The sequence below is a fragment of the Rhizobium sp. BK275 genome (genome assembly GCF_014193555.1).
Taxonomy (GTDB): Bacteria; Pseudomonadota; Alphaproteobacteria; order Rhizobiales; family Rhizobiaceae; genus Rhizobium.
The window spans coordinates 340,454-352,748 of record NZ_JACHZL010000004.1 but is presented as its reverse complement, the minus strand read 5'-3'; the positions used below and the strand labels follow the sequence as shown (position 1 = coordinate 352,748).

The 12,295-nt window shown below is 58.7% G+C and carries 11 protein-coding genes and 1 tRNA gene; 3 read left to right on the top strand and 9 right to left on the bottom strand.

Translation table 11 applies throughout. The features are described from left to right. The first annotated feature begins 413 nt into the window (after nucleotides 1–413). On the top strand, nucleotides 414–1,139 hold the full coding sequence (locus tag FHT82_RS15170; RefSeq protein ID WP_183732010.1) for a hypothetical protein: 726 nt from the start codon (nucleotides 414–416) through the stop codon (nucleotides 1,137–1,139). 49 nt (nucleotides 1,140–1,188) lie between these two features. Here the strand turns inward: FHT82_RS15170 and FHT82_RS15165 are convergent, their stop codons facing one another. From FHT82_RS15165 to xylF, 6 genes are all read right to left on the bottom strand, one after another. Next, nucleotides 1,189–2,310, bottom strand: a complete 1,122-nt coding sequence (locus FHT82_RS15165) for a type I restriction enzyme HsdR N-terminal domain-containing protein (RefSeq protein WP_183732007.1) — start codon at nucleotides 2,308–2,310, stop codon at nucleotides 1,189–1,191. Nucleotides 2,311–2,466: 156 nt separating this feature from the next. After that, entirely contained in the window at nucleotides 2,467–3,486 is a 1,020-nt protein-coding gene (locus FHT82_RS15160; RefSeq protein ID WP_183732005.1) for an NYN domain-containing protein, read from the bottom strand. Between the two features lie 84 nt (nucleotides 3,487–3,570). Then, nucleotides 3,571–3,647: transfer RNA gene (locus FHT82_RS15155), tRNA-Arg, on the bottom strand. A 189-nt stretch (nucleotides 3,648–3,836) separates the two neighbouring features. Then, nucleotides 3,837–4,619, bottom strand: coding sequence for an ATP-binding cassette domain-containing protein (locus tag FHT82_RS15150; protein ID WP_183732002.1), 783 nt, complete (start codon nucleotides 4,617–4,619; stop codon nucleotides 3,837–3,839). Nucleotides 4,620–4,633: 14 nt separating this feature from the next. Then, nucleotides 4,634–5,944: a sugar ABC transporter permease gene (locus tag FHT82_RS15145; protein ID WP_183731999.1), complete on the bottom strand. Its 1,311-nt coding sequence runs from the start codon at nucleotides 5,942–5,944 to the stop codon at nucleotides 4,634–4,636. 256 nt (nucleotides 5,945–6,200) lie between these two features. Further along, nucleotides 6,201–7,241 (bottom strand): D-xylose ABC transporter substrate-binding protein, encoded by a 1,041-nt coding sequence (gene xylF, locus FHT82_RS15140; RefSeq protein ID WP_183731996.1) that lies wholly within the window; start codon nucleotides 7,239–7,241, stop codon nucleotides 6,201–6,203. 227 nt (nucleotides 7,242–7,468) lie between these two features. On the opposite strand from xylF, the gene FHT82_RS15135 reads away from it, so the two are divergent. Beyond that, nucleotides 7,469–8,692 (top strand): ROK family transcriptional regulator, encoded by a 1,224-nt coding sequence (locus FHT82_RS15135; protein ID WP_183731993.1) that lies wholly within the window; start codon nucleotides 7,469–7,471, stop codon nucleotides 8,690–8,692. A 240-nt stretch (nucleotides 8,693–8,932) separates the two neighbouring features. Here the strand turns inward: FHT82_RS15135 and iolG are convergent, their stop codons facing one another. Then, complete coding sequence (gene iolG, locus FHT82_RS15130; RefSeq protein ID WP_183731990.1) at nucleotides 8,933–9,925, bottom strand: inositol 2-dehydrogenase; 993 nt, start codon at nucleotides 9,923–9,925, stop codon at nucleotides 8,933–8,935. Between the two features lie 219 nt (nucleotides 9,926–10,144). Between iolG and FHT82_RS15125 the strand changes: the two genes are divergently transcribed. Continuing rightward, a complete protein-coding gene (locus FHT82_RS15125; protein ID WP_183731987.1) occupies nucleotides 10,145–10,423 on the top strand; it encodes a hypothetical protein in 279 nt (92 codons plus the stop codon). Between the two features lie 125 nt (nucleotides 10,424–10,548). On the opposite strand, the gene FHT82_RS15120 is transcribed toward FHT82_RS15125, so the two are convergent. Next, nucleotides 10,549–11,433 (bottom strand): Hint domain-containing protein, encoded by an 885-nt coding sequence (locus tag FHT82_RS15120; RefSeq protein ID WP_183731984.1) that lies wholly within the window; start codon nucleotides 11,431–11,433, stop codon nucleotides 10,549–10,551. A 278-nt stretch (nucleotides 11,434–11,711) separates the two neighbouring features. Beyond that, on the bottom strand, nucleotides 11,712–12,161 hold the full coding sequence (locus FHT82_RS15115) for a hypothetical protein (RefSeq protein ID WP_183731981.1): 450 nt from the start codon (nucleotides 12,159–12,161) through the stop codon (nucleotides 11,712–11,714). Nucleotides 12,162–12,295 lie beyond the last annotated feature (134 nt).

Sequence of the window (12,295 nt, the reverse complement as noted above, 5' to 3'; positions counted from 1 at the left end):
GCTGGGGCATAGTAAGGTGGCCCGAGCTGCATTGTCACGAGAGTAAGGCCGGCAAGGGGCGGTTGTCGCTTCTGTAACTGACTTTGGGCGCGACGGGTTCTGCATGGCTCGTCAGGCTTGCTGGTCAGGAGACGGGCAGTTCAGTGAAGTACGGCGATGGCGGTAATCCCAGCCTCGTCTGCGGCGCGAATGATCGCCGCTCTCAAACCCCCGGGCTCAGCGGTGCCACCCCATGACGCAATACTCCCGATGGGATGGCGTATTGTTAACGATGCAAGGGGTGTGCCAAGGGCTGAGGTGTATCCGGAATAGGCATAGCAGAGAGGTTCCGCCGGCTTGAGCTGAGTTTACACTCGTAACGGCTTAGATATTCTGATGGGCAATCTATCGACAACAAAAGGTCTACAATATCGATGCAATATGAGCTCATCTCAGATGGCGAGTACGAGGCTCTACCTGTTGACCCCTTGAAAAAATTTGTTGCGCTTGAGCAAATTTGCCGCCGCAACATGACGGCTCTTATAACAAATGAAACGCCTGGGCAGTTCGATGAGCTAGTCCGTATGCAATACATGACGATTGTAGCTGCGGCTGCAGAGGAACTCGGGATCGAAGGTCTGACATATCAGGACAATAGTTCGTCAGTATTCGATAACCTTCAAGAGTTCCTTCGCCAGACAAGCGGGGTCGTTGCGAAGATACGACTAAGGGGAAGCTCCGGTAGAGACGCCCACTCTGTGCGACTCGCGAATAAGACGAAAGGGATTATCGAACACGAACTTGGCAAGCTACGAAACGCGGTTAACAACGGTGATCTAGACGATAGGAAGAGACAGAAGCTACTGGCGAAGATTGAAGAGTTCCGCACCGAGTTGCACAAGGAGCGCTTAGCGTACGGCGCTGCGATGGCCGCACTGGCCATTCTCGGCGCGGGGCTCGTTGGAACAACGTCTTTCTTAGCGGATGCGCCGGATGCCATCACGACCATTACGAAACTGATCGGTCAAGATAAGGAGCATGAAGAAGCCGAGCAGTTGCGTCTTGGAGAGCCTTCGAAACCTAAGGCTATTTCCGCTCCGGCCAAGACAAGCCGCCTGCCCGCCGCTCGCGAATGGAGCGACGATGATATTCCCTTCTAAGCGAGGCCGGAAAAAGCAGAATACACCATGTACCCTATGCCGGTCTGACTTATCTTCCAACGAGTAAACGCAGATCGGCTACGCCACCAATGTCTAGCTCGAAACGGACCTTGCCAAATCCGGGGAACTCAGTGTGGTAATCTGCGAATGCATAGTAGTCGCCCTTCACCTCGCCATTAGCCAGGAACATTCTAGCTTTGATGTAGGTGTCGAGTTTGACGTCTAGGGCTACCGGGATCGCGTCGCCAAACATGGGTGGAAACTTTGTCCCCTGGCGGACATTAAGATCGGCCGTTGATTCAAAGATGCTTGGCTTCTCTAGATCAATGGAAACGAATTCGTCGCTCGTGGCAAAGATCATCTTGTCCAACCCAATCAACTTCATGGCAGCATCGTTGTTCTTAGTGGCGCCTATGAATGTAACCTTGGCTACAATCTTGCCTTCCTGGTCTCTCTCCACAAGGCCGTCTCCGACGCGCAGTTCGAAGTTCCGCTGTAATACATCCATTTGCTGATCAACTTGAGCGAAGAAAGGCTTCAATTGCTCGGTCATGTCGACATCATCGACGAAAATCCGGTATTCCCAATGGCTCATACCGTAAGTACCGTCTCGAATTTGAACGGATGATCCTAATCCATCTGCCAATTTCAAACTCAGATCGTAAGTCTTTCGGCAATGGCGCGCCAAGTTTGAAGGTCCCAATATATTCTCAATTTCGTGGAAGCGTTCGTTCAATTGCTCCACGGCAAGCTCGACGATCGGCGCAGCGTTAGCTCCGCCAAGGGTTTCATAAACGTGAAGCTGCAATCCGTTGCAGAGAACGAAGTATTCAGCTCCGACTTCAGCATGTGCGGCGTAAGAATGAGCTTGCTCCATGTCGTTGCGAGATAGCTCAATGTCCGCTGCTTTTGCTTCGATGATGAAGCTCCCACGCGCACCCAAAACGCCGGCGCGGTAATCGGGAAATCCGAGGGGAATGTCTTTCTTTTTGCTTTTTCTTCCAATGAAGTAGTATGGATAATTCAGTTTCTCTTCAAGTTTGAGATAAACATCTCCTCCTGAGGTATATCCAAGCGCGTGGATTATGGGGTCAATGATATGAAATCGGACTTCCGCCTCGTTGTACCTCGCGGCGGCATATATGACTTCTTGGCTAACTATCTCGTGCATGGTGATTCCTCGCTGCCGCTATCATTAGTTCTAAATGAACTGGCAACAAGCGAATTTGTGATTGCTGGTCAATCTGCTAGGCTGGTTACCCTGCCGAAGGGTGCCGGGAGTAGCCGCCTAGGGTGGGCGCCGAAACCGTCCGTTGGTCAGCCATAATCATTTGTCGTATAATTTCCACCATCTCTTGTTCGCGTCACTTCCCGCAATTCTAATCCAGGGATAGCTACTATTGTGCCCGTTGAAGTGTATCTCGCACATGCCGTCGCGAAGCACATAAGGGAGATTTCCTTTTACGCTTCCATCAGAAATTCGTTGACGAAGTTCGGAGAGGTCGTCTGTGGCGTAATAACCACTATATATATTGTAGGCGTCCTCATCTGCCATTTTCCAACTAAGGCCAAGGTTTCTTAGAAGGAATGTCAGATCCTTATCAGCAATCTGATCTCTTTTTGTAACGTCGATGACTTGAATCTCATCACGCGGAACAGGGGCTGCGTCTAACACTTGTTCCAACTCGTTCGCGCACGGCGGGGCAGTCAAAATAATGTACCCATCGCCTCTAACCCGGCACAGCCTTGGATAATGTTCTGACAGACTAATCTGTGTCCATGTAATTGAGCGAATTTCTCTGTCAGGACTTCCTGTCGCGACATGCAATACCCGTTGCCCCTGATCTCTCAGGTAGGATAACAACGGCACAAAATCACGATCGCTGGATACTAAACCAAGATATTCATGTTCGCGCATGGCCGCGTGTTTAATCATTTCGACTGCTAAGAGAACATCAACTCCACTTTCAGAACGGATTTTCATTGGTTCGCCACATTGCGAGCACGAGACCGAGGTCTGTTTTGCTACACGCTCAGCGAAATTGAAGAAGAGGCCGGGTTTTGAACCGTATTCGTCGATAATACGCTCCACGAACTTTGCTTCTTGTCCGTTCGACTTCGATACAGAGCCAAAAATATAGCAGCCCGCCAATTCACCTGTCGTCTCGTCGAAATAACCTTGCCTAGTTTCAGTGACAAGAGATTCAGCAAGTGCGTCCCACTTGACGTCGATGTCGAACATCTTCGACTGGTTGCGTGCATTGATAACGACATTCCAGAAATCGACGAATAGCTTGATGCGTCTTTGTCCAGATTGAACTACCCGAATTGTTTCTTTAAGCGGCATTTTCAACATCCAAACGCAATTTTGGTGCTGGCATTCGCCAGAACTCGAGAATTCCTGACGCATTTATTACTTGGAAAGAACATATGGCGCACCCGACAGGATTCGAACCTGTGACCTTTGGAATCGGAATCCAACACTCTATCCAGCTGAGCTACGGGTGCATGCCTGACGATGTGACTCGTCGTCCGATGGGTGGTTCTTAGCCTAGCTTTGGCTCTGCTTCAATCGCGAAGTTCAGGGAATTTCTGGCACTTGGCTTTTAAAGTGATTTCGGCCGCACGCTGTTGCCCAAATGAAAACTCCGCCGGCCCCTTCGGGCGGCGGAGTTTCTTTGTCGAGCAATCGATCGATCACATCTGCATCGCACCAGGGCCGGGGATGGCCTTGGGGGGCACCTTGCCGAGGATGATCATGCCGAGGACTTCGTCCTTGGTGACATCTTCGGTGCGGGCGTGGCCGACGACCTGGCCGTTTTTCATCACCGAGACACGGTCGGCGAGGTCGAAGACGTCGTGGATGTCGTGGCTGATGAGGAAGATGCCGATGCCTTCCTTTTTCAGCTGCTTGATGAGTTCGCCGACCTGCGCCGTTTCCTGCGGGCCAAGGGCTGCCGTCGGCTCGTCCATGATCAGGATGCGGGCGTTGAACAGGATGGCGCGGGCGATTGCCACCGACTGGCGCTGGCCGCCGGACAGTGCCTTGACCGGCTCCTTGAAGCGCTTGAAGTTGGGGTTGAGGCGGCCCATCACTTCGCGGGCGGAGGCTTCCATCGCGACATCGTCGAGCGTGCCCCAGCGGGTCTTCAGCTCGCGGCCGAGATAGAGGTTGGCGGCGGCGTCGACATTGTCGGCGACGGCGAGCGTCTGGTAGATCGTCTCGATGCCGAATTTCTTGGCATCGCGCGGATTGCGGATGTCGGCCGGTTCGCCATTGATCAGGATCTCGCCCGCGTCACGCTTGTAGGCGCCGGAGAGGATCTTGATCAGCGTCGACTTGCCGGCGCCGTTATGGCCGAGAAGGGCCACGACTTCACCGGGATAGAGATCGACCGAGGCATTGTCGACCGCGTGGATGCCGCCGAAGGCGATCGAAATGTTCTTCAGTTCGACAAGGGGAGTGCGTTGTTCAGCCATGGTTCGTACTCCTCTTACTTCGCACGGGAGCGATAGACAGTGTCGAGCCAGACGGCAATGACGAGCACCGCACCGACGACGACGTTCTGGATGGGCGTATCGACATTGGCGAGGCCCATGCCCGACTGCAGCGACTGCATGACGAGCGCGCCGAGCATGGCGCCGGCAATCGTGCCGGTGCCGCCTGCCAGAGACGTGCCGCCGATGACGGCTGCGGCAATCGTGTAGAGTTCGTAGGTCGTGCCCTGCGAGTTGGCGGCGGCGTTGAGGCGCGCCGTCGAGATCGCAGCGGCAACGGCTGCGAGGAAGCCCATCAGCGCGAAGATGCGCACCGTCACCCAGCGGGTCTTGATGCCGGCGAGTTCGGCGGCTTCCGGGTTGCCGCCGATTGCGAAGACGTAGCGGCCGAAGCGCAGGCGGGTGGCGATGAAGGTCATGACGATGCCGACGAGGACGGCGATCAGCACGGGTACGGCGATGCCGTAGGGGATCATCAGGCCGGTCTCGGGCACGGTGATGTTGTTGGCCTCCGCATAGCGCTTGGCGATTGCCGGCGGCCAGTAATAGATCGTCGACACCCAGATCGCGCCGAGCACCAGGGCACAGCCGAGAACGCCGAGGACATATTCGGCCCAGAGCGGGCGGCGCGGGAAGTTGAAGCGCCGGCGCTGATGGCGCGAGCCGATGATCGAGACGACGATCAGCACGCAGGCGGCCGCGCCGATGATCCAGCTCCAAGTGGCGCCGATCGCGCCTTCGGCGCCGCCGCCCATGATGCGGAAGGTGGTGTCGAGCGGCGCGACCGTCTGGCCGCTCGTGACATACCAGGCAAGGCCGCGCCAGGCGAGGAAGCCGCCCAGCGTGACGATGAAGGAGGGCACACCCATGAAGGCGATGATGACGCCCTGGAACATGCCGATCGCCGAGCCGACGAGGAGGCCGCAGATCAGCGTGATCACCCAGGTGAAGGAATTGTCGAAGCCCAGATATTGCGGCAGGAACTTCGCCTGGACCACGCCCATGATCATGGCGACGAAGCCAAGGATCGAGCCGATCGACAGGTCGATGTTGCGGGTGACGATGACCAGCACCATGCCGGTCGCCAGCACCGCGATTTCGGTCGTCTGGACCGAGAGGTTCCAGAGGTTTCGCGGCGTGAGGAACAGGCCGCCGGTATAGAAGTGGAAGCCGATCCAGATGACCAGCAGCGCGGCGATCATGCCGAGAAGCCGGGTGTCTATTTCCGTTGCCCGCAGGAAGCGGGTGAAGGGACCTTCAACTGCCGTGCGCGGACCCGACGATGTCGATTGGGTGATGTCTGCCATGGGTTTGCCGTTTCCCCCATTTGTTTGGGCGCGGGCCGTTTCCGGATGGGATGCCGGCCGACGATCGCCCTGTTCTTGATGTGACCACCGGGACGCTTCCGAAAATAGCCGATCACAACGGCACCATTCTGGCAGGGAATCAAAGCATCCGCGATGCGCGCGAGAACGGAGAAGCGCCACTGAGCGGGCTTCATCCGCATCCGGCGCCGCAGCGGAGGGCCGCTGCGGCGCCGGTATTCAAATCAGCGAGCAAGGATCAGTCGCAAGCCTTGACGGAGCCGGCCTTGACGCCCTGGCAGGCTTCAGCCTTGGAGATCCAGCCGGCGTCGATGACGACGTTCAGGTTGTCCTTGGTGATGGCGAGCGGGGTCAGGAAGATGGACTGCATCTTCACCTTCTTCGGGCCGCCGTCGAAGGTCTGCACGCCTGCTACCTTGTCGAGCGCCGTGCCGCCGGCGAGATCGAGAGCGATTTCAGCGGCGCGCTTGCCGAGTTCGCGGCTGTCCTTCCAGACGGAAACCGTCTGCGTGCCCAAAGCGATGCGGTTCAGAGCAGCCTTGTCGGCGTCCTGGCCGGAAACCGGAACGGAACCGGCCATGCCCTGTGCATCGAGAGCAGCGACGGCGCCACCGGCGGTGCCGTCGTTCGAAGCGACGACAGCATCAACCTTGTTGTTGTTGGCGGTCAGGAACTGCTCCATGTTGCGCTGGGCATTCTGCGGCAGCCAGCCGTCGGTATAGGCTTCGCCGACATTCTTGATCTTGCCGGCGTCGATGGCAGGCTTGAGGACTTCCATCTGGCCTGCGAACAGGAAGTCGGCATTCGGGTCGGAAGACGAGCCCTTGATGAAGACGTAGTTGCCTTCCGGCTTTGCCTTGAAGACTTCCTGCGCCTGCAGGCGGCCGACTTCCTTGTTGTCGAAGGTGATGTAGAAGGCAGCCGGGTTTTCGATCAGGCGGTCGTAACCGACGACCGGGATGCCTTCGCTGGCGGCCTTTTCGACTGCCGGGCCGATGGCGTCGGAGTCCTGGGCGAGAATGATGAGGGCGTTTGCGCCCTGCGAGATCAGCGATTCGACGTCGGTCAGCTGCTTTGCAGCCGAAGACTGCGCGTCAGCGGAAATGTACTTTGCGCCCTTGGCTTCCAGCGCCTTCTTGATGGCGGCTTCGTCGGTCTTCCAGCGCTCTTCCTGGAAGTTCGACCAGGAAACGCCAACGACGAGGTCGGCAGCCATGGCAGCCGTATGCACGGAAACGAGGATGGCCGCCCCGGCCATCAGCTTGTAAATCGACTTCATAATTGTCCTCCCGAGTGAATTGCAGCCGGCCCGGCCTCAGCCTCCTCCGGCCACCGCGAAAGCCTGTCCAGAAAGGTTCGGATTTTTTTCTCGACAGTCGAGAAATTTACTGTCAGAGATTTTTTCAACTGTCAACACCGCACTACCGGCTTAATTTCCTTTGACGAAAGCGGCCGGAGATGCTGTGGCAATGAGGGGCGGAACGAACGGGGAAGAGGCGGCGATAAATGCTGACCAAGTCGAGCACGGAGCTCGTACGGCAGAGAAACAGCGTGCTCGTGCTCGCCACTCTCCGCCGCCACGGGCCGCTTGCTCACACCGAGATATCCGATCACACGCGGCTGTCCTCCGCGACCGTTTCTGCGATCACCGCCGATCTGGAACGAGCGCAGATCATCGAGAAATCCGAGCAGCAGCCTGCCAGCGGGCGAGGGCGTCCGCGCGTGCTTCTGCGCCAGCGGCGCGACTGCGGCTATCTCATCGTCGTCATCATCTCCTCGGATGCCGTGCAATATTCCCTCGTCGATTATTCGGGCAAGCTGATCGATCGCTTCAGCGAGGAGAGGTCGCATGATCCTGATGGGGCCGCCCGCTTCGTCACCGGCGTGCGGGAAGGGCTTGAGCGCATCCTGTCGCGCTCGCGCATCGAGCGGGAGAAGGTGCTGCTCATCTCGATCAGCAGCAAGGGGCTCGTCAATTCCTCCGAGCCGGTCCTCGTCTGGTCGCCGATCTTCGGCAGCGACCAGATCGATTTCGAATCGGCTCTCAGGCCGGACTGGAAGGCGAAGGTCATCCTCGACAACGAGACGCTGCTGGTGGCCGCCGCTCTCGGTGCGCGCGAGGAGAATGTCAAAGGCGCGGATTTCCGCTCGCTGGCGGCCCTTTCGCTCGGGCACAGCATCGGGCTCGGAATCGTCAGGCGGACGAGCCATGGCGGGCATGACGTCTCCGCGCCCAATTTCGGGCATATGCTGCACATGGCCAATGGCGGGCTTTGCCGCTGCGGCACGCGCGGCTGCATCGAGGCCTATGCCGGCTTCTACGCCATCCTGCGCACCGCCTTCGAAGTGCCGCTCGACACGATCCCGGCAAAGTTCGTGCCGCTGGCCGAGCTCGACAAGATCGCGGCGCGAGCGCGGCAGGGGCACCGCATCTCCGGCTTTGCCTTCCGGCAGGCGGGGCTTGCGCTCGGCAACGGATTGTCACGCATGCTGAGCCTGACGGAGCGCATGCCGATTGCCATCACCGGGGTCGGCACGCGCTATTACGATCTCTTGCGGCAGGGGATCGAGGAGGGGCTCGGCCAGTCCCATGTGGTGCGCATGGAGGGCATGCCGGAGCTCCGGGTCGTCGCGGACGAACAGATTCTCGTCTTTGAAGGACACCTGAACCGGGCGCTCTCCGTCATCGATGAGGATATTGTTGTGGCGGGCGTTCAGGGCGGGGATTGAGGGTGAAAACCCCTCCCCAACCCCTCCCCACAGGTGGGAGGGGCTTAAATTGCCGCACTCGCTTTCCAAACTTTCGACGTTCCTGAAGAAGCGAGGCGTTGCGGCCGGGTTAGTCCCTCCCCCTTGTGGGGAGGGGTTGGGGAGGGGCCTTTTTGAGGTCCGCCCTCACACGCATCAAACGAGAAATGGCCGGGCTCCTCACCCGGCCATCTCATTGTGGCGACCGTCGGGAGAGGGCGGTCAGCCGATCCTGATGAGCTTGCCTTCCTTGACGGACTGGACGGCGGCGTCGGCGAGCGCGAGCGCTGCCAAGCCATCGGCACCGGACGGAGAGATCTTCGAGCCCTTTTCGATCGCGGCGATGAAGCTGGCGATCTCGTTGGCATAGGCCTCGGTGTAGCGGGTCATGAAGAAGTCGTGCAGCGGCGGGCGGGTGTAACCGTCGGCGTTTGCGACTTCGATCGAGACCGGGCGCTGGTTTTCAGCCGAGACGACGCCCTTGGAGCCATGCGCCTCGATGCGCTGGTCGTAGCCATAGGTGGCGCGGCGCGAGTTGGAGATGATGGCCTGTTTGCCGGAGGCGGTCTGCAGGATCACCGAGACGCTGTCATAATCGCCCGCTTCACCGATCGCCTTATCGACGAGGACGGCAGCGGTTGCCACGACCGAGACCGGCTCTTCGCCGAGCAGGAAGCGGGCCATGTCGAAATCGTGGATCGTCATGTCGCGGAAGATGCCGCCGGAGCGCTTGATGTAATCGACCGGCGGAGCGCCGGGATCGCGCGAGGTGATCGTCACCATCTCGACATCGCCGATCTTGCCGTCGTCGATGACCTTGCGGACGGCCATGAAATGCGGGTCGAAGCGGCGGTTGAAGCCGACCATCAGCTTGGCGCCGGTTTCTTCCACGACCTTGATGCAGGCTTTTACGCGCGCAACATCCAAGTCAACAGGCTTTTCGCAGAAGATCGCCTTGCCGGCTCGGGCGAAGCGCTCGATCAGGTCGGCATGCGTATCGGTCGGCGTGCAGATGACGACGGCGTCGATATCCTTGGCGGCCTCGATCGCCTCGATGCTGCGCACCTCGCAGCCATAGGCGGAAGCGATCGCTTCGGCCGCCTGCGGGAAGGCGTCGGCAACGGCCACGAGCTTTGCATTGGCGTCGCCGCTGACGGCCTTTGCATGGACCTTGCCGATGCGGCCGGCGCCGAGAAGACCAAATCTTACTGTCATTTCTGCCTCCCTAGATTCGGAACAAATAAACCGAATTGATACAAGTTTGGAATTTTCATTCCATTTTCCGATTGCCGCGTCAAGCCCACAGCCCTTTCACATTTGTGAAATCCATCCTAAAGACAAGTAACGTCATCACAAGGGTGAGACGGGCGTCATCACAACAGTGAGACCGATCATCACAACAGTGAGACCGGTGATCACGACAACGGGACAGAGATGCAGCTTATCGATCCAAACCATTCGGCCTACCGGCACCTTTGGGTCCGTGTCCTCATCGTCGTTGTCTGCTTCGGATGGGCGATCGTCGAATTTACGACAGGCGATGCCTTCTGGGGCATGCTTGCCGGCGGCGCCGGCGCCTATTCCTTCTATATGCTGATCTGGGCCTTTGATCCCAAGCCGCCGGAACCTGCGGCAGCCGTCACACCCGATGACGATGATGGGGGCGGGGACGGGGACAAGCCGGCGATAGAAGACGAGAAGAAGGGCGAATAATAAAAGCGTGTCGCGATCCGTCGGAGGCGCGCCACGCTTAAGGTTGTTGTTTCACATTATCTATCGCAAAACCGATGCACGCCTTGGCGTGCCGTCAGCTTGATCTTTGGCGCATGTCCGTCCCGTCAGAGCGACAGTTCCTTGGCTTGCGCGTCGATCTTTTCGCAGGCATCGCCAAACGGATCGCGCATCGGCGCCAGCGGCGAAACGCCGAGCAGGAGAAGCGCTTTCAGATGCTGCCAGCCGCCGCTCAACATCGGCGCACAGGATGTCATGTCGGCGGGGTCCTCGTCATGGAGGCGCCTGTATTCTGCAAAATTGGGGAAGTCTTCGTGGTTGTTCTTCACGACGCGGAAGCTCTCGGCCGCTGCCCCTTCTGCAAGGATGACTTCATGCGTATCGAGCAGCACGGCATAGTACTCGACCGAGGCGTCGTCGGCCGGAATGACCGGTGCAATGGTCGTGCCGTTCACGAGGTCCTTCACGCGGATCAGAGCACCGTTCAGAAACAGCGCATGCCCTGGCGACAGGTAGAGATCGGAATGTGGCGTGCAGCTGCCCAGCGCATGGCGGGATACACGGATCGGCACGACGCTTTCATGCCAGCGCGCACCGCTCTTCCTGAAGGCCTGGCGGCCGACCCATTTGATCGCACGGGCATTGCCATCAGAAAGGGCAACGCGGTCGCCGACGCGCAGATCCTCGACGGGCTTTTCACCGCAATCCGTGAGGATCGCCGTTCCGCGCAGGAAACAATTTGCGCCGACGCCAGAACCACCGCCCCCACCGGAGCTGCCGCCTCCACCGGAGCCCCCGTGACCACCGGAACCGCCATGGCCACCGGAGCCGCCCCGTCCCCAAAGCCGCCCCAACGCACTTGCTGGGGATGCGGAAATTGCCGTGGCCACGGCTGCCGCGCCGGCGAGCCTGGCACTGACGGCAGCGGCAACACCTAGAAAATGTCTGCGCGCGGTATTGCGGGGCAGCTTCGGGTCTTCTGTGGATGACATGTTGGGTGTCCTCTGAAAACATTTGCACCGGCCTATGTTACAAGAGGTTGTATTTCGTTCAATTTCGCTAAATAGCGCTATGGCCTACCGAAAAGGGCGTAGGGACATGGTCTATTGTTCTGTAAAATTGCGCTGTCGCCGGCGCCAAAAGTCGGTGAACTATCTGCTATCAGAAGGCGAAAATTTCAACCTGACGCTATCAGGCCGGGTCGTCTGATCCGCCGCAAAGGCGGCTTGAACAACCGCGAAAACGCCAGTCGGCGGCAGAGGGGGAGGCTTCATATGCGCGGCAGTCGGCGCATCGCCTCGTCGATCAGCAGGTTGGCGATCGTCATGCGTCTGTTGGCATTGTTGCGGAAAGGTTGCGCCACGCCGTCGGGATGATTGGCCTTGGCGAAGGCGCGCCGCTTCTCGTTCAGTGTCTGCTGCGTATCGGCAGATGAGATCGCAAGTTCAGCGGCAATCTCTTCCGGTGCAATGCGGGCCAGATGCGCGGGCATGGCGGGTTCGGGCGGGGGAGGCGCCTCGATCGCGGGCTCCGGACCGAGATTGTCGAAATAGGCTTCGCCGACCCGCTGCGAGGCCGCCGACACACCTTCCATCACATCGAAAGCGAGGCCGGTGGTGAAGCCGGAAACGCGACGGGCGGCCGGCTCTTCCGCTTCACCGGCGTCTTCCTCTTGCAGTCGTTCGAGAACGGATTGGAATATCGATTGTCCGAACAGCATGCGCCTTCCTTTTCGAGCGGCGCATTAGACGGCGCCAACTTGGCGCCGGGCTGGATTCGAGGCAGGATCACGGGATCTCTCCGGAGCCGGGTGGCGCGGCAGAGACAGCATATGCGAATGAGAAAATGGGGTGT

Bases quoted from the DNA above. Each gene is read 5' to 3' on its own strand.
- FHT82_RS15145 (WP_183731999.1), bottom strand. From the start codon at position 5,944: ATGGCAGACATCACCCAATCGACATCGTCGGGTCCGCGCACGGCAGTT.
- FHT82_RS15160 (WP_183732005.1), bottom strand. From the start codon at position 3,486: ATGCCGCTTAAAGAAACAATTCGGGTAGTTCAATCTGGACAAAGACGC.
- FHT82_RS15115 (WP_183731981.1), bottom strand. From the start codon at position 12,161: ATGCTGTTCGGACAATCGATATTCCAATCCGTTCTCGAACGACTGCAA.
- FHT82_RS15150 (WP_183732002.1), bottom strand. From the start codon at position 4,619: ATGGCTGAACAACGCACTCCCCTTGTCGAACTGAAGAACATTTCGATC.
- iolG (WP_183731990.1), bottom strand. From the start codon at position 9,925: ATGACAGTAAGATTTGGTCTTCTCGGCGCCGGCCGCATCGGCAAGGTC.
- xylF (WP_183731996.1), bottom strand. From the start codon at position 7,241: ATGAAGTCGATTTACAAGCTGATGGCCGGGGCGGCCATCCTCGTTTCC.
- FHT82_RS15165 (WP_183732007.1), bottom strand. From the start codon at position 2,310: ATGCACGAGATAGTTAGCCAAGAAGTCATATATGCCGCCGCGAGGTAC.
- FHT82_RS15125 (WP_183731987.1), top strand. From the start codon at position 10,145: ATGCAGCTTATCGATCCAAACCATTCGGCCTACCGGCACCTTTGGGTC.
- FHT82_RS15135 (WP_183731993.1), top strand. From the start codon at position 7,469: ATGCTGACCAAGTCGAGCACGGAGCTCGTACGGCAGAGAAACAGCGTG.
- FHT82_RS15120 (WP_183731984.1), bottom strand. From the start codon at position 11,433: ATGTCATCCACAGAAGACCCGAAGCTGCCCCGCAATACCGCGCGCAGA.
- FHT82_RS15170 (WP_183732010.1), top strand. From the start codon at position 414: ATGCAATATGAGCTCATCTCAGATGGCGAGTACGAGGCTCTACCTGTT.